We start from the raw sequence: 16018 nt of genomic DNA on the forward strand, positions 1-16018 counted from the left end.
CCACAAGGGAGTGCCCATGGCATACCAACATATCAAAGTCCCCGCAGAAGGCGTCAAGATTACCGCCAATGAAGACTTCTCCCTGAATGTCCCCAATCACCCGATCATCCCCTTCATCGAGGGTGATGGCATCGGTGTGGACATCACCCCGGTCATGCAGCGGGTGGTGGACGCGGCCGTGGAAAAGACCTACGGCGGCGAACGCAAAATTGCCTGGATGGAAGTCTTTGCAGGCGAAAAGGCCACCCACGTCTATGGCGGGGACAACTGGCTGCCCCGGGAAACCATGGAGGCCGTACGCGACTTCGTGGTGTCCATCAAGGGGCCTCTCACCACCCCCGTGGGTGGCGGTATCCGTTCCCTGAACGTGGCCCTGCGCCAGGAACTGGACCTGTATGTCTGCCAGCGTCCGGTGCGCTATTACAGCGGCACTCCCAGCCCTCTGAAACAGCCGGAAAAGACCGACATGGTGATATTCAGGGAAAACTCCGAGGACATCTACGCCGGTATCGAATGGGCCGCAGGCAGCCCCGAGGCGAAGAAAGTGATGGACTTCCTGGTCAACACCATGGGCGTCACCAAGATCCGCTTCCCTGAAACCAGCGGTATCGGCGTCAAGCCCGTGTCCGAGGAAGGCACCAAGCGGCTGGTCCGCAAGGCCATCCAGTACGCCATCGAGAACGATCGCAGCTCCGTGACTCTGGTGCACAAGGGCAACATCATGAAGTTCACCGAAGGGGCTTTCAAAAACTGGGGTTATGAGTTGGCGGTGCAGGAATTCGGTGCCTCCGAGATCGACGGCGGTCCCTGGTGCCGTCTGACCAACCCCAAGAACGGCAAGGAAATCCTCATCAAGGACGTCATCGCCGACAACTTCCTGCAGCAGATTCTCCTGCGCCCGGAAGATTACAGCGTGATCGCCACCATGAACCTCAACGGCGACTACATCTCCGACGCCTTGGCGGCCCAGGTGGGCGGCATCGGCATCGCCCCGGGGGCCAACCTGTCCGATACCGTGGCCATGTTCGAGGCCACTCATGGAACCGCGCCCAAGTACGCCGGTCTGGATAAGGTGAACCCCGGCTCCCTGATCCTGTCCGCAGAGATGATGCTCCGTCACCTGGGCTGGGTGGAGGCCGCGGATCTCATCGTCAAGGGCCTCTCCGGCGCTATCAGCTCCGGTCAGGTGACTTATGACTTCGCCCGTGCCATCGACAGCGCCACCGAGCTTTCCTGCTCGGAGTTCGGCGAGAACATCGTGGCTCACATGTGATCCGCCAGGAACTGAATCGGCCATTGATTGATCTGACATGATGGGAGACGAACAGAAACACCAATCCGACCATGGGCTGGTCGTCGAGACAGCGAAACCCAGGCTCAAGCAGCCGCCTCAGTACAAGGTGGTGCTGCTCAACGACGACTACACTCCAATGGAGTTCGTGGTTCAGGTCCTGGAGGTCTTCTTCGCGATGGATCGCGAGAAGGCTACCCGGGTCATGCTCCACGTGCACACCCGCGGCAAAGGCGTGTGTGGCATCTATACTCGGGATATCGCCGAAACCAAGGTGGCTCAGGTCAACGACTATTCACGGGAACACCAGCATCCATTGCACTGCGCGATGGAAGAGGCCTAGCGGGTACGCGACCATGCTGAATAAAGAACTCGAGTTTTCACTGAACATGGCTTTCAAGGCCGCGCGCGAGAAACGTCACGAGTTCATGACGGTGGAGCACCTGCTGCTCGCCCTCACGGACAACCCGACGGCCGCCACGGTGCTGCGGGCCTGCGGGGCCAACATCGATGCCCTGCGCAAGGAGCTCGAGGAATTCGTGGACGCCAACACCCCCAGGCTACCCATGAAGGACCCGCGGGATACCCAGCCCACGCTGGGCTTTCAGCGGGTGCTGCAACGGGCGGTGTTCCATGTCCAATCTTCCGGCCGCAAGGAGGTCACCGGCGCCAATGTGCTGGTGGCCATCTTCGGCGAGCAGGAGTCCCATGCGGTCTACCTGCTCGGCCGGCATGATCTGGCCCGGCTGGACGTGGTGAACTACATCTCCCACGGGATTTCCAAGGTCTCCGACGAGCAGCAGGAGGACGATGGTGGCGCCGGTGCCGTCGGCGAGGCTCAGGATGCGGACGAGGCCGCCCGCAAGAATCCCCTGGAGAGTTTTGCCACCAACCTCAACGAACAGGCGCGCAGGGGGAAGATTGATCCCCTGATCGGGCGTGCCCATGAGCTGGAGCGCACGGTGCAGATCCTGTGCCGTCGCCGTAAGAACAACCCCCTGTACGTGGGGGAGGCGGGGGTGGGCAAGACCGCCATCGCCGAAGGCCTGGCCAAGAAGATCGTGGACTGCGAAGTGCCGGAGGTGCTGCAGGATGCGGTGATCTATTCCCTGGACCTGGGGGCCCTTGTGGCCGGCACCAAGTACCGGGGGGATTTCGAAAAGCGCCTCAAGGGGGTGCTGTCCCAGTTGCGGCGGCAGCAGGGGGCGGTGCTCTTCATCGACGAGATCCATACCATCATCGGGGCCGGTGCGGCCTCCGGCGGGGTCATGGATGCCTCCAACCTGATCAAGCCCATGCTGGCCTCCGGGGAGCTCAAGTGCATCGGCTCCACCACCTACCAGGAGTATCGCGGCATCTTCGAGAAGGACCGGGCGCTGGCCCGGCGGTTCCAGAAGATCGACGTCAACGAGCCCACGGTGGATGAGACCTACGAGATCCTCAAGGGACTCAAGTCCCGTTTCGAGTCTCATCACGACGTGCGCTATACCAGCAAGGCCCTGCGGGCGGCGGCGGAGCTGTCCAGCCGCTATATTACCGATCGTCACCTGCCGGACAAGGCCATCGACGTCATCGATGAGGCAGGGGCCAACCGGCGCCTGCTGCCGTCCAGTCAGCGCAAGAAGACCATCTCGGTGCAGGATGTGGAAAACATCGTTGCCAAGATTGCCCGCATCCCACCCAAGAGTGTGTCCGCCTCGGACATGGATACCCTCAAGAACCTGGAGCGTAATCTCAAGATGGTGGTGTTCGGTCAGGATGCCCCCATCGAGACCCTGGCGGCCGCCATCAAGATGGCCCGTTCCGGTCTGGGGGACCGGGACAAGCCCATCGGCTCATTCCTGTTCGCCGGCCCCACCGGTGTGGGCAAGACGGAGGTTACCCGCCAGCTGGCCCAGATCCTGGGGATCGAGTTGGTTCGCTTCGACATGTCCGAGTACATGGAGCGGCATACCGTGTCCCGGTTGATCGGCGCCCCTCCGGGCTATGTGGGGTATGACGAAGGCGGTTTGCTCACAGGGGCCATCCTCAAGCAGCCCCATGCAGTGCTGCTGCTGGACGAGGTGGAAAAGGCTCATCCGGACGTCTTCAACCTGCTGCTGCAGGTGATGGACCACGGCACCCTGACGGATACCAACGGCCGCAAGGTGGATTTTCGCAACGTGATCCTGGTGATGACCAGCAACGTGGGCGCCGAGGTCTCCAGTCGACCATCCATGGGCTTCACCCAGCAGGATCATTCCAGCGATGCCATGGAGGTGCTCAAGCGCACGTTCACGCCGGAGTTCCGCAACCGCCTGGATGCCATCATCCAGTTCAAGCCGCTGGATCCGGTGACCATCGCCAGTGTGGTGGACAAGTTCCTGACTCAGCTTCAGGCCCAGCTGGATGAGAAGAAGGTGACCCTGGTGGTGGATGATGATGCCCGCGCCTGGCTGGCCGAGCACGGCTACGATCCGAAGATGGGCGCGCGTCCCATGGGGCGGGTGATTCAGGATCGGATCAAGAAACCCTTGGCGGAGGAGATCCTGTTCGGCCGTCTGGCCGGTGGTGGCGAGGTCCATGTGTGCGTCAGGGACGGGGAACTGAGTCTGGACTACGCGGAGGAAGCGGTGCACTGACCCGGGTGTGTTCTGCCTGTTTCGGTTGCGAAGCAACGGCTAAAAGGCCGCAGTCCCGAGGGGCTGCGGCCTTTCCTGCTTTAGGGATGCAAGGGTGCGGCGAAGCCCCGGCCTTTACTTATTGCGGTAGACGATCCGGCCCTTGGTCAGGTCGTACGGTGTCATTTGCACCGTGACACGGTCACCACGCAGGATGCGAATGTAGTGCTTGCGCATCCGCCCGGAAATGTGGGCGGTGACCACGTGACCATTATCCAGTTCAACGCGAAACATGGTATTGGGCAGGTTGTCCAGCACCGTGCCTTCCATCTCGATGTGATCTTCTTTCGGCATACGCCTGTTTCAGGGTTTGAGCAGCGAAGGCGTAATTATCAACAACCGGACGCATAAAACAAGCACCGGAAGGGGTATTCTTTGCCGAAATTTGCAGATGATTGCCCCAAGGTGTCGGCTTTGCCTAAACTAGCCGCCCTAACCCTGACGCTTTCAAGGAATTTGCGCCATGAAACTCGCATGTGTGTTTCCAGGCCAAGGCTCCCAGTCGCTGGGCATGCTCGGCGCTCTGGCGGAGGCCTTTCCCCTGGTCCGTGAGACCTTTCAGGAGGCTTCGGACGTCCTGGGCCTTGACCTGTGGGCGCTGACCCAGACAGGCCCTGCGGATGATCTGAACCGGACCGAAAATACCCAGCCGGCCATGCTGGCGGCCGGCGTGGCCGTCTGGCGGGTATGGACCGCCCAGGGGGGCATCGAGCCCGAGGTCATGGCAGGTCATAGCCTGGGTGAGTACACGGCGCTGGTTTGCGCCGACGCCCTGGACTTTGATGCCGCCGTGCGCCTGGTGGCCGAACGTGGCCGCCTGATGCAGAGCGCGGTACCGGCAGGCGAGGGCGCCATGGCGGCCATTCTCGGGCTGGATGACGAACAGATCAGGACCGTCTGTCGCGAAGCCGCGGACGCCGGAGTGGTGGAGGCTGTCAACTACAACGCCCCGGGACAGGTGGTCATTGCCGGTCAGACGGCGGCCGTGGACCGGGCCATCATCCTGGCAAGTGAAGCCGGCGCCAAGCGCAGCGTGAAACTGCCGGTGAGCGTGCCCTCCCATTGCTCCCTGCTTAAGGCGGCGGCCAGCAACATGCACGTACGCCTGGAATCCGTGCGCGTGGGAACCCCAGCGATTCGCGTGATCCACAACGTGGACGTGGCCTCCCACGCCGAGCCGGATGTGATCCGGGCCGCTCTGGCGGCGCAGATCCATCGGCCGGTGCGCTGGGTGGAGACCGTGCAGGCCATGGCCGCGGACGGCGTCACCACCGTGTTGGAACTGGGTCCCGGCAAGGTGCTCACCGGCCTGAACAAGCGTATCGACAAGGCACTGACCGTGGCCTGCGTGCAGGATCCGGACAGCCTGACTCAGGCATTGGCCCTGGGTGCGTCCTGATCCGCTTCGCCGGCATCCCCCATCATAACGAGGACCCCGCATGAATCTTGAAGGTGAAATCGCACTCGTCACCGGCGCCAGCCGTGGCATCGGCAAGGCCATTGCCCTGACCCTGGCTCGCCAGGGTGCCGTCGTGGTGGGTACCGCCACCAGCGAAGGCGGTGCTCAAGCCATTTCCGCATACCTGAGCGAAGCCGGTACTCGGGGGCGCGGCATGGCGCTGGATGTGACCCGGCCCGAGGCCGTGGATGCCGTGATCAAAGCCGTCGGCGAAGAGTTCGGCGGTGTGACCATCCTGGTGAACAATGCCGGCATTACCCGCGATAATCTCCTCATGCGCATGAAGGACGAGGAGTGGGATGCCATCATCCAGACCAATCTCACGGCCGTATACCGGATGAGCAAGGCCGTGCTGCGCGGCATGATGAAGGCCCGTAAGGGACGTATCATCAACGTAGGCTCAGTAGTGGGCTCTTCCGGCAACGCGGGCCAGACCAACTACGCGGCGGCCAAGGCCGGTCTGCTGGGATTCACCCGGTCCCTGGCCCGTGAGGTCGGTTCCCGCGGGATCACGGTCAACACCGTGGCGCCGGGCTTTATCGATACCGACATGACCAAGGATCTGCCCGAGGCTCAGCGCGAGGCCTTGCTGACCCAGATCCCGTTGGGGCGTCTGGGGGCGCCGGAAGAGATCGCTCAGGCGGTTGCCTTCCTGGCCTCTCCTGGTGCAGCCTACGTCACCGGAGAGACCCTGCACGTGAACGGCGGGATGTTCATGGGTTAAAAAACGACGTCAGTACAGTGGATCGACCGCAGGGATTTCACTACAATAGCGGCCCAGCTTCGGCTGCTTTTCAAATCAAGGGGATAGGCTAACCATGAGCAACATTGAAGAACGCGTCAAGAAAATCGTCGTCGAACAACTCGGAGTGAAGGAAGACGAGGTGACCAACGCCGCTTCCTTCGTCGACGACCTCGGCGCGGATTCTCTGGATACCGTCGAGCTGGTGATGGCCCTCGAAGAGGAATTCGAAACCGAAATTCCTGACGAGGAAGCCGAGAAGATCACCACCGTTCAGCAGGCCATCGACTACATCAACGAGCACCTGCCGAGCGCCTGATCCCCCGATTCGGAGGATCATGCTCAACACCCGCGCCGCGACCAGTCCCCTGATCGCGGTCGTGGGTGCCTCAAACAGGTTTAGAGTCGAACTCAAGGTTTCACGCCCGAGCGTGGAAAAGGGGCAGTAGCATTGTCTAAACGGCGCGTAGTCATCACCGGTCTTGGCATCGTCTCGCCGGTCGGGTCCACCATCCAAACCGCATGGGACAATGTCACTGCGGGTCGTAGCGGCATCACTCCCATTGATGTCTTTGACGCTTCCCAGATGCCCGTGCGCATCTCCGGTGCCGTTCGGGACTTCAATGCGGACGATTACATCTCGCCCAAGGAACAGCGCAAGATGGACACCTTCGTCCACTACGGCATGGCCGCCGGCATTCAGGCCATCCGGGACGCGGGACTGGAAGTCACCGAGGACAATGCCGAACGTATCGGTGTGGCCATCGGCTCCGGCATCGGCGGTCTGCCCTATATCGAGAAAAGCTACGAGGCCTTTCTCAAGGGTGGCGCCCGCAAGATCTCTCCCTTTTTCGTGCCCAGTGCGATCATCAACATGGTGGCGGGCAATCTCTCCATCATGTTTGGCCTCAAGGGCCCGAACATCTCCATCGTGTCCGCCTGTGCCACCGGCACCCACAACATCGGTGACGCGGCACGCATGATCAAGTACGGCGAAGTGGACGTCATGGTCGCCGGCGGTGCGGAAATGGCCACCACCCCTCTGGGTATCGGCGGCTTTGCGGCGGCCCGCGCCCTGTCCACCCGCAATGATGACCCGGAACGGGCCAGCCGCCCCTGGGACAAGGATCGCGACGGTTTCGTGCTGGGCGACGGTGCCGGCGTCCTGGTGCTGGAAGAGTATGAACATGCCAAGGCTCGCGGAGCCCGCATTTACTGCGAACTGTCCGGCTTCGGTTGGAACTCCGATGCCTTCCATATGACCCAGCCTTCCACCGGTGGCGAAGGGGCCGCCGCCTGCATGCTGCAGGCGCTGAAGGATGCGGGACTCAATCCGGATCAGGTGGACTATATCAATGCCCACGGCACCTCCACCCCGGCCGGCGACAAGGCCGAGACCATGGCCGTGAAGCGCGCCCTGGGGGACCATGCCTACAAGGTAGCGGTGAGTTCCACCAAGTCCATGACCGGACACCTGCTGGGCGCTGCCGGCGGCATCGAAGCGGTGTTTTCCGCCTTGGCCCTGTCGGAAGGGGTACTGCCACCCACCATCAACCTGGAGAACCCGGAACCGGAGTGTGACCTGGACTATGTGCCCAACACGGCACGGGAGTTCAAGGGCAGCGTCGCGATGTCCAATTCCTTCGGTTTTGGCGGGACCAACGGGACCCTGGTGTTCAGCAAGATCTGAGCCGTTCAGTCCCATGACTGCCGGAAGGCCGCCGGGTGCGTTGTCGCCTGGCGGCCTTCCGTGTTTTTGGACTTAAGTGATGCTGATCGGTATCGGGGGTCCGCGGTGATGCTTGTCAATGGCCGACCGGCCTTGTTGCTGCCGGTGAATGACCGGGGCCTGCAGTACGGCGATGGTCTGTTCGAGACCCTGCGTATTCGGCAGGGCCGCCCAGCTCATTGGCAGCGCCATCTTGAACGACTACGGGAAGGCTGTCGGCGACTGGGATTCGAGATGCCGGATGCCGTCGTGCTGGAGACGGAGGCGCGGCTCATTGCGGCCGAGTATCCCGAGGGCATTCTCAAATTGATGGTCACCCGCGGGTCCGGTCCCCGGGGATATCGCCCTCCCGTCGCGCCGTCTCCGACCCGTATCCTGACGGGGAGTCCGGTCCCGGACACACCTCCCGGCTGGAGGCGGGATGGGGTACAGGTGCGCATCTGCCGGATGCGCCTGTCCTCCAATCCGGCATTGGCAGGGATCAAGCACCTGAACCGCCTGGAGCAGGTGCTGGCCCGGTCGGAATGGGACGATGAGCACCAGGAAGGACTGATGCTGGATGGGGAGCACCGGGTGGTCGAGGGGACCATGAGCAATCTGTTCCTGATTCGGGACGGGGCGTTGCTGACACCCTGGCTGGATCGCTGCGGCGTGGCCGGCATTACCCGGGGGCGGATCATGGACATTGCCGCAGCGATGGGGGTTGCCTGCACGCAGACCAGGATCGGCCCGCAAGATCTTTTCCGGGCCGATGGGCTGTTGCTCTGCAATACCCTGATCGGGATCTGGCCGGTGCGGTGTCTGGAGGGGCGGCCCTTGCCCGTACCGGACCTGGTGAGAGAACTCCAGCGCCGACTGGAAAACCCGGATCAATGATGCCGGGAGACAATCAGGGCTTGCTCATGAGGGGCCGGCGGACGACAATCCCTCCTGAGTTCATGCCGAACAAGGTCAAATACCGATTCCCGTGATGCGCCGTCTTTTGCTGCTTATCCTTCTGCTGCCTGTGATCATGGCCGGCTGGTTGGTGTGGGATTATCACCGGTTTTTGCAGACGCCGGTCAATCTTGCCGCAGCCACGGAATTTCAGGTCCCTGCCGGGGCATCCCTGCGCCGGGTGGGCCAGGAACTGGCCGCGGCCGGGATCATCAGCAAGCCCCATTACTGGGAGATCCAGGGCAGGTTGTCCGAACAGGATCAGGGCATCCGGGCCGGGGAGTACCTGATTCAGCCCAGGCATACCCCCGAAGACCTACTGGCCCTGTTCATCCGTGGTCGCACCATCCAGTACAGCCTCACCATCCCGGAAGGCTGGACCTTCCTGCAGATGATGCGGGCCATCGCTGCCCACGAGAAGATCCGGGATACCCTGGAACCGGATGACTACATGAACGTGATGGCGTATCTGGGTCGCCCCGGGGAGCATCCCGAGGGCTGGTTCTTCCCGGATACCTATCTGTTTCCCCGCCAGACCACGGACATGGATATCCTGCGCATCGCCCATCAGCGCATGCAGAAGGAGTTGGACCTGGCCTGGGAGAACCGCCATGAAGATCTGCCGCTGAACAATGCCTATGAAGCTTTGATCATGGCCTCCATTGTGGAGAAGGAGACCGGACGGGCTGATGAACGCACTCAGGTCTCTGCCGTGTTCAATGAACGTCTGCGTCGGGGCATGCGCCTGCAGACTGACCCTACCGTGATCTACGGTATCGAGCACTTCGACGGCCGTATTCGCCGCCGGGATCTGCGTGCCGACAATCCCTACAACACCTATACCCGCGACGGCCTGCCGCCCACGCCCATTGCCCTGCCGGGCGCAGCGGCCTTGCAGGCGGCGGTGAATCCCGGCGATTCCCGGGCCTTGTTCTTTGTGTCCCGGGGCGATGGTAGCCACCATTTCTCCAAAACCTATCAGGAGCACCGTCGGGCCGTGATCCAGTACCAGCTCGGCGGCGATGCCAGCCGTTACGGGCGCTGACGAACAGGAATCCCGCGTTTTGACCAGTCCATCTGCCACTGCCGAAAGGCGAGGGCGCTTCATCTGTCTTGAAGGAATCGAGGGGGTGGGAAAGTCCACCCACCTGGGTGCCGTGGTGGCCCACCTGCAGGCGCGGGGGATTACCACCGTGAGTACCCGCGAACCCGGTGGTACCCCGCTGGGAGAGGCGGTTCGCGGCCTGTTGCTCTCCCGGGACTATCCCCCCATGCATGCGGATACGGAACTGTTGCTCATGTTCGCCGCCCGGGCGGAGCATCTGCGTCACTTTATCCTGCCGGCGCTGGATGCGGGAACCTGGGTGGTCAGTGACCGCTTCACCGATGCCACTTACGCCTATCAGGGCGGCGGACGCGGGATTGCGGTGGAGCGCATCGCCGCCCTGGAAGACTGGGTGCAAGGCCGTGTCAGACCGGATCTGACCATTCTGCTGGATGCCGATGTTGCCACCGGACTGGCCCGGGCCGGCAAGCGGGGCGAGGCGGATCGTTTCGAGCAGGAAACCGTTGATTTTTTCGAGCGGGTGAGGGCGGTCTATCGTGAGCGCGCCCGTTTGGCCCCGGATCGTTATGCGGTGGTGGATGCGCGAAGAGATCTGGTCCAGGTGCGGGCGGCCCTGCTGAGTCGGATCGATGATCTGCTGGCCCGCTCAGTACCCGGGGCGTCATGAACGGCGCCTCCTTTCCCTGGCTGGATGAGGCCTGGCGGGCAATACTGGAGCGGCGGCGTTCAGGTCGTTTGCCTCACGGCTGGCTATTCACGGGGCCGACCGGAACCGGCAAGCTGGATTTTGCGAGGGCCTTCTGCCAGGCGATTCAGTGCGAATCACCCCAGGCCCAAGGGGTTGCCTGTGGTCAGTGTCATGGTTGTCGCATGTGGCTGGCCGGTGCCCACCCCGATCTGATGGAACTCACCATCCCGGAGGGCAAGACCCGTATCCTGGTGGACCAGATCCGGGAACTGAGGGATTTCATGTCCCTGAGCCGCAGCCATGGTCCCTGCCGGATGGCCATTCTGTGGCCCGCCGATACCATGACCGAGAATGCCGCCAACAGCCTGCTCAAGACCTTGGAAGAGCCGCCGGGAGATGCAATATTGATCCTGGTCAGCGCCCATGCCTCCCGCTTGCCGGCCACCGTTCGCAGCCGCTGCCAGCAGGTCAAGCTGGCGTTGCCCTCACGCCCCGAGGCCCGGCGCTGGCTGACGGAAGCCATGCCGACGGTGCCCGCCGGGGATCTGGATGCCCTGCTGGCCCTGGGGCATGGATCGCCGCTGCGTGCCCGGATGTTGGCGGAGCAGGAGACATTGAGTCAGTGGCGTACCCAACTGGATGCCCTGCTGACCCTGTTGCAGGGGCGCAAGGGGGTGGTGGAACTGTCCGAGCAATGGCACAAGTTGCCTGTGGACGTGCTGGTGGACCGGTTGCAGATCCTCATGGCGGACGGGATTCGTCGGCACATGACGGGAGGAGATGGATCTCTGTTATCCGGCATGGCCACCTCGAAGGATTTGCAGGTCCTGACGGGACAGCTGGACCTGGCGGCCTGTTTCCGTTTTCAGGAACGATTGCTCGAGTGGCGCCGTCTTTCGGACACCCCGATCAACCCGCAGGTGCTGCTGGAAGATATACTGGTAACCCTGCTTGATCTGGCACAGACCTGAAGGAGGAGACATGGCACCGGGACAAGGCATACTTTCGCTGGCGATCAAGGACAAGCATTCCCTTTATGCCGCCTACATGTCTTATGTGAAGAATGGCGGTTTGTTCATTCCCACGCAGAAGCCCTACAAGCTGGGCGACGAGGTCTTCATGCTCCTGACCTTGATGGAGGAGCGCGAGCGTATTCCGGTAGCCGGGCGCGTCATCTGGGTCACGCCCCCCAGGGCCCAAGGTAACCGCACGCCCGGCATCGGTGTGCAGTTCAACGCCCAGGACAAGGGTGCCACCCGCAACAAGATCGAAGGCCTGCTGGGCGGGGCGCTGCAGTCGGACCGGCTGACCAATACCATGTAGTTTGCATCATCTCTCACCCAAGCGATGACAGATCGAAATTCATGCTGATTGATTCTCACTGCCACCTGGATCGGATCGACCTGAGCGGGTTCGACGACGACATGGACCAACTCATGGCCGCGGCCACCGTGGCCGGTGTCGAGCACATGCTGTGCGTGTGCATCGACATGAACAACTTTCAGGCCGTCAAGGATCTGGCCGGGCGCTATGCCCAGGTCTCCTGTTCCGTGGGAGTGCATCCCAGTGCGCGAGAAGGCCATGAACCCGACGCGGAAGCATTGGCGGCCATGGCTGCCGATCCGGAGGTGGTGGCCATCGGCGAAACCGGGCTGGATTACCACTACAACGAGGGCGACCTGGCCTGGCAGCGGGAGCGGTTCCGGGTGCATGTGCGGGCCGCCCGGGCGGCGGGCAAGCCGTTGATCATTCATACCCGGGATGCCCGCGCGGATACCCTGGCGATCTTGTCAGAGGAGGGTGCCCGGGACGTGGGCGGGGTCCTGCATTGCTTCACCGAAGACTGGGACACGGCCAGGGCAGGGCTGGACCTGGGGTTTCACGTTTCCTTTTCCGGGATCGTCACCTTTCGTAACGCTGAACCCCTGAGGGAGGTGGCGCGACGTGTGCCGGCGGACCGGCTGCTGATAGAGACGGATGCCCCCTATCTGGCTCCGGCGCCGTTCAGGGGCAAGATGAATCACCCGGCCCTGGTCCGTCATGTGGCCGAGTGCGTGGCCACCGTCAGGGGTGAGAGCCTGGAGACCTTGGCCGCCCGGACCACGCAGAACTATCGGCGCCTGTTTCATCCCCAGCCGTAGGCGCGGCGGTCACCCATCAACCGTCGAGGAAAGCTGCCGCCATCTCCACGGCCCGTTCCAGGTCACCGGTCCGGGTATGGAAATGGGGGGAGAACCGGATGCCGCCGCCCCGTGGGGCGCATAGCACTCCGGCGTCCATCAGTTGGCGGTGGCATGCCTCCACGTCCATCTCCCGACGCCCGAAGGTGACGATGCCCGAGCGCCGTTCCGGCGCCTGGGGAGAATAGACCTCGAACTTGGCGGACCTGAGCAGATCCACCAGATATTCCACGTTTCTGGACAGGGCATCGGCGACGAAAGCCATGCCCAGCTCCTCGAACAGGGACAGGCTGGCGTCCAGGGCGTGAATCCCCACCATGTTGGGGCTGCCGCATTCGAATCGGCGTGCCGAATCGGCAGGTTGCCAGTCCATCCGGTCATAATCTCCGCACTGTTCCACCATGTGCCAGCCGTACTGGTTCAGGCTCAGTGCCTCGCGGGCCTCCGGGCCGGCATAGAACACCGCGATGCCCTCGGGTCCGAGTAGCCACTTGTGGGCATCGGCGGCGAGAAAGTCCACTTGGGCCGACTGCACATCCAGGGGCAGGGCGCCCAGTTGCTGGATGGCGTCCACACAGAACCAGATCCCCCGATGCCTGCAGGCAGCGCCCAGACGCTCCAGATCCAGTCGCAGGCCCCGGGCATATTGTACGGCGCTCACGCTCAGCAGGCGGGTGCGCCGGTTCGTGGCCGCCAGTAACGCGGCCTCCGGGTCCGCCACCGAGAGATCCACCAGGCGGACCTCCACGCCGAAGCGGGACTCCAGGGCCTGCCAGACGATCCGGTTGGACGGAAACTCCTGCACCGGACAGACCACGTTGTCCCCATGCCGCCACGCCAGTCCGAAGGCCACCACGGACAGGCCTTCCGAGGTGTTCTTGAGCAGGGCGATGTCCTCTGTGGCTGGGGCATTGATCAGTCGCTGCAGCCGTCCGCGGAGCCTTTTTTCCACCGCCATCCACTGCGGATAATGCAGCGATCCATAGAGGGTATTTTCCTGGGCAAAGGCGGCCACCGCCTGTGCCGTACGGACCGGCCAGGGCCCGACGGCGGCGTGATTGAGGTGTATCAGGTCTGGAGTGAGGGGGAATTCCGGATGCATGATGCTCCTTGATCAGGTCAGTGATGGATTTGCAATGAACGTGCCTGATTTGTTAGGGTTGATCCTCTTTGTCCCCTGGCCATGTTGGCCACGACCGTCTTGTGACCGCCGAATGATGCGCGGTCTTTTCCGGAGATCAGGGCTGGCACGCCTGCGGCGCCCGTTCTTCCCACTGGATCCAGATTTATTTTCCGTCTGATCTGATCACAGAGTATCGGAGGCGTCATGAATTCTGTCCTTAATTTTTACCGGCACGATGCACGGCAGGAGATCAAGTCCCGCCCGTTCAAGGTGTACACCGAACGGACCCTGGAGCAGATCCCCGCCGTAGCCCGGCTATCCGAGGCCCGGCGCTTCGAGATGAAGGTGGTGGCCAGTGTGCTACCGTTCCGAGTCAATGAATACATCATAGATGAATTGATCGACTGGGATCAGGTCCCCGATGACCCGATCTATCAGCTGACCTTCCCTCAGCGCGAGATGCTGCAGCCGGACGCCTATGAGCGCATGGCCGCGTTGCACCGTCGCGGCGCCGAGCGGGCGGAGATTGCTGCCTTGGCGCAGACGCTGCGTCAGGACCTCAATCCCCACCCGGCAGGGCAGATGGAGATGAACCGCCCCATGCTGGACGGCCGTCCCCTGGAAGGGTTGCAGCACAAGTACAAGGAAACGGTGCTGTTCTTCCCCACCCAGGGCCAGACTTGCCATGCCTACTGCACCTTCTGTTTCCGCTGGGCCCAGTTCGTGGGTGACAAGGAACTGCGCATCGCTTCCAGTCAGAGTGATGACCTGTTGGGCTACCTGCGCGCCCATCCGGAAGTGACGGATCTACTGGTCACCGGTGGTGATCCCATGGTCATGAAGACCAAGTATCTGGCCCAGTATCTGGAACCCCTGACGGCACCGGAGTTTGACCATATCCAGAGCATCCGCATCGGCACCAAGGCACTGACCTTCTGGCCCCATCGCTTCGTGAGCGATGGGGATTCCGATGAATTGCTGATGCTGCTGGAACGTCTGGTGAAGGCGGGCAAGCACGTGGCCCTGATGGCGCATTACAACCACTGGCGGGAGATGGAAACCCCGGTGGCCCGGGAGGCCATCCGCCGGCTGCGCGCCACTGGCGCCGAGATCCGCAGTCAAGGTCCGTTGCTGGCCCATATCAATGACGACGCCAAGGTCTGGGCCCGCATGTGGCAGAACCAGGTGCGCATGGGGATCGTGCCCTATTACATGTTCGGCGAACGGGATACCGGTGCTCGATGCTACTTCGAGGTCCCACTGGCCCGGGCCTGGGAGATTTACCGTGATGCCATGTCTCGAGTATCCGGTCTGGCCCGTACCGCCCGGGGGCCATCCATGAGTGCCGGTCCCGGCAAGGTGGAGATCCAAGGCGTGGCCCGGATTCAGGGAGAGAAGGTGTTCGTGCTGCGCTTCATTCAAGGCCGCAATCCCGACTGGGTGCAGCGTCCGTTCTTCGCCCGATATGATGAAAAGGCCACTTGGCTGAATCATCTCAAGCCGGCTTTCGGGGAGGAGAAGTTCTTCTTCGAAGATGAGTACAATGCCATGAAGGCGAGGGCGGTGACCCGCTAAACCGGGGTTTCATGATGACTGGATTCCCGCTTTCGCGGGAATGACGGGTTCAACTCCGGGAGTGATGTTATGGGTTTCAACCCCGGGAGTGACGTTATCAAGAAGCGGGAATGATGCCCTTGGTTACGGCAGCGATGTGAAGAAAAAACAACTCGACTTGTGAGAACCGGCAGGCCGGTTCCCATGTCTTTCAGGCTGGTTCGGGTATCTCCCGGGTCAGCCTTTTTGTTACAGGGCGCCTTGCCATCAATCCCGGGAATACGTTGCTGTTACTTTTGCTTCGGCTCCGTCATTCCCGCGCAAGCGGGAATCCAGTATGTGCAGAACCTCATGGGCTCCCGCAGGATACCCTTTTAACACGGGAATCAATGCCGGGTTCAAGAGCGGGAGTGGTGCCACATGTGCAGAACCTCCAACCACGGAAAAGACTGATTCATAGCATCCTTGAAGAGGGCTTCAGCCAATGAACAATCACGACCTGACCCGCAGGGACCTGGCCGTTGTCTGGCATCCCTGTACCCAGATGAAGGATCACGAACACCTACCCATGACGCCGATTCGGCGAGGGG

16 protein-coding genes are annotated in these 16018 nt (G+C 62.2%); 14 read left to right on the top strand and 2 right to left on the bottom strand.

The window, feature by feature from the left end; genetic code table 11:
* Positions 1–16: 16 nt before the first annotated feature.
* From icd to clpA, 3 genes are read left to right on the top strand one after another with little or no spacing between them, the layout of a single operon-like run.
* Entirely contained in the window at positions 17–1273 is a 1257-nt protein-coding gene (icd, locus tag LQ952_RS06755; protein WP_238621892.1) for an NADP-dependent isocitrate dehydrogenase, read from the top strand.
* A gap of 40 nt (positions 1274–1313) precedes the next feature.
* On the top strand, positions 1314–1634 hold the full coding sequence (gene clpS, locus LQ952_RS06760) for an ATP-dependent Clp protease adapter ClpS (protein ID WP_238621906.1): 321 nt from the start codon (positions 1314–1316) through the stop codon (positions 1632–1634).
* 13 nt (positions 1635–1647) lie between these two features.
* On the top strand, positions 1648–3912 hold the full coding sequence (gene clpA / locus LQ952_RS06765) for an ATP-dependent Clp protease ATP-binding subunit ClpA (RefSeq protein ID WP_238621893.1): 2265 nt from the start codon (positions 1648–1650) through the stop codon (positions 3910–3912).
* Between the two features lie 114 nt (positions 3913–4026).
* On the opposite strand, the gene infA is transcribed toward clpA, so the two are convergent.
* Positions 4027–4245 (bottom strand): translation initiation factor IF-1, encoded by a 219-nt coding sequence (gene infA, locus LQ952_RS06770; RefSeq protein WP_008931238.1) that lies wholly within the window; start codon positions 4243–4245, stop codon positions 4027–4029.
* Positions 4246–4414: 169 nt separating this feature from the next.
* Here infA and fabD point away from each other — a divergent pair, with 169 nt between their 5' ends.
* The 10 genes from fabD (at position 4415) to LQ952_RS06820 (ending at position 12712) form a co-directional block, all read left to right on the top strand.
* The gene (gene fabD / locus LQ952_RS06775) at positions 4415–5350 is read left to right on the top strand and encodes an ACP S-malonyltransferase (protein WP_238621894.1); all 936 of its coding nucleotides are present in this window, start codon (positions 4415–4417) and stop codon (positions 5348–5350) included.
* A gap of 40 nt (positions 5351–5390) precedes the next feature.
* Positions 5391–6134 carry a 3-oxoacyl-ACP reductase FabG gene (gene fabG / locus LQ952_RS06780; protein ID WP_238621895.1) on the top strand — a complete coding sequence of 248 codons (744 nt, stop codon included), beginning with the start codon at positions 5391–5393 and terminating at the stop codon, positions 6132–6134.
* A gap of 94 nt (positions 6135–6228) precedes the next feature.
* Positions 6229–6471, top strand: coding sequence for an acyl carrier protein (gene acpP / locus LQ952_RS06785; protein WP_238621896.1), 243 nt, complete (start codon positions 6229–6231; stop codon positions 6469–6471).
* Between the two features lie 132 nt (positions 6472–6603).
* Positions 6604–7842: a beta-ketoacyl-ACP synthase II gene (gene fabF / locus LQ952_RS06790; RefSeq protein ID WP_238621897.1), complete on the top strand. Its 1239-nt coding sequence runs from the start codon at positions 6604–6606 to the stop codon at positions 7840–7842.
* 108 nt (positions 7843–7950) lie between these two features.
* Positions 7951–8757 carry an aminodeoxychorismate lyase gene (gene pabC / locus LQ952_RS06795; protein WP_238621907.1) on the top strand — a complete coding sequence of 269 codons (807 nt, stop codon included), beginning with the start codon at positions 7951–7953 and terminating at the stop codon, positions 8755–8757.
* Between the two features lie 94 nt (positions 8758–8851).
* Positions 8852–9862 (top strand): endolytic transglycosylase MltG, encoded by a 1011-nt coding sequence (gene mltG, locus LQ952_RS06800; protein ID WP_238621898.1) that lies wholly within the window; start codon positions 8852–8854, stop codon positions 9860–9862.
* 19 nt (positions 9863–9881) lie between these two features.
* On the top strand, positions 9882–10550 hold the full coding sequence (gene tmk / locus LQ952_RS06805; protein WP_430733407.1) for a dTMP kinase: 669 nt from the start codon (positions 9882–9884) through the stop codon (positions 10548–10550).
* Positions 10547–11542: a DNA polymerase III subunit delta' gene (locus tag LQ952_RS06810; protein ID WP_238621900.1), complete on the top strand. Its 996-nt coding sequence runs from the start codon at positions 10547–10549 to the stop codon at positions 11540–11542. The genes tmk and LQ952_RS06810 overlap by 4 nt, the downstream gene beginning before the upstream one ends.
* Positions 11543–11552: 10 nt before the next feature.
* A complete protein-coding gene (locus LQ952_RS06815) occupies positions 11553–11894 on the top strand; it encodes a PilZ domain-containing protein (protein WP_238621901.1) in 342 nt (113 codons plus the stop codon).
* Between the two features lie 41 nt (positions 11895–11935).
* Positions 11936–12712: a TatD family hydrolase gene (locus tag LQ952_RS06820; protein WP_238621902.1), complete on the top strand. Its 777-nt coding sequence runs from the start codon at positions 11936–11938 to the stop codon at positions 12710–12712.
* A gap of 16 nt (positions 12713–12728) precedes the next feature.
* Here the strand turns inward: LQ952_RS06820 and LQ952_RS06825 are convergent, their stop codons facing one another.
* Positions 12729–13853, bottom strand: coding sequence for an aminotransferase class V-fold PLP-dependent enzyme (locus LQ952_RS06825; RefSeq protein ID WP_238621903.1), 1125 nt, complete (start codon positions 13851–13853; stop codon positions 12729–12731).
* Positions 13854–14078: 225 nt separating this feature from the next.
* On the opposite strand from LQ952_RS06825, the gene LQ952_RS06830 reads away from it, so the two are divergent.
* Positions 14079–15449, top strand: coding sequence for a KamA family radical SAM protein (locus LQ952_RS06830; RefSeq protein WP_238621904.1), 1371 nt, complete (start codon positions 14079–14081; stop codon positions 15447–15449).
* Positions 15450–16018 lie beyond the last annotated feature (569 nt).

Source organism: Ectothiorhodospira lacustris (assembly GCF_022227785.1).
Classification (GTDB): domain Bacteria; phylum Pseudomonadota; class Gammaproteobacteria; order Ectothiorhodospirales; family Ectothiorhodospiraceae; genus Ectothiorhodospira; species Ectothiorhodospira lacustris.

What these genes read in the sequence shown, in the direction of transcription:
- fabD (WP_238621894.1), top strand. Translation starts at nt 4,415, where the DNA reads ATGAAACTCGCATGTGTGTTTCCAGGCCAAGGCTCCCAGTCGCTGGGC.
- mltG (WP_238621898.1), top strand. Translation starts at nt 8,852, where the DNA reads ATGCGCCGTCTTTTGCTGCTTATCCTTCTGCTGCCTGTGATCATGGCC.
- infA (WP_008931238.1), bottom strand. Translation starts at nt 4,245, where the DNA reads ATGCCGAAAGAAGATCACATCGAGATGGAAGGCACGGTGCTGGACAAC.
- pabC (WP_238621907.1), top strand. Translation starts at nt 7,951, where the DNA reads ATGCTTGTCAATGGCCGACCGGCCTTGTTGCTGCCGGTGAATGACCGG.
- LQ952_RS06810 (WP_238621900.1), top strand. Translation starts at nt 10,547, where the DNA reads ATGAACGGCGCCTCCTTTCCCTGGCTGGATGAGGCCTGGCGGGCAATA.
- LQ952_RS06820 (WP_238621902.1), top strand. Translation starts at nt 11,936, where the DNA reads ATGCTGATTGATTCTCACTGCCACCTGGATCGGATCGACCTGAGCGGG.
- LQ952_RS06825 (WP_238621903.1), bottom strand. Translation starts at nt 13,853, where the DNA reads ATGCATCCGGAATTCCCCCTCACTCCAGACCTGATACACCTCAATCAC.
- clpS (WP_238621906.1), top strand. Translation starts at nt 1,314, where the DNA reads ATGGGAGACGAACAGAAACACCAATCCGACCATGGGCTGGTCGTCGAG.
- icd (WP_238621892.1), top strand. Translation starts at nt 17, where the DNA reads ATGGCATACCAACATATCAAAGTCCCCGCAGAAGGCGTCAAGATTACC.
- LQ952_RS06815 (WP_238621901.1), top strand. Translation starts at nt 11,553, where the DNA reads ATGGCACCGGGACAAGGCATACTTTCGCTGGCGATCAAGGACAAGCAT.
- LQ952_RS06830 (WP_238621904.1), top strand. Translation starts at nt 14,079, where the DNA reads ATGAATTCTGTCCTTAATTTTTACCGGCACGATGCACGGCAGGAGATC.
- fabG (WP_238621895.1), top strand. Translation starts at nt 5,391, where the DNA reads ATGAATCTTGAAGGTGAAATCGCACTCGTCACCGGCGCCAGCCGTGGC.
- acpP (WP_238621896.1), top strand. Translation starts at nt 6,229, where the DNA reads ATGAGCAACATTGAAGAACGCGTCAAGAAAATCGTCGTCGAACAACTC.
- clpA (WP_238621893.1), top strand. Translation starts at nt 1,648, where the DNA reads ATGCTGAATAAAGAACTCGAGTTTTCACTGAACATGGCTTTCAAGGCC.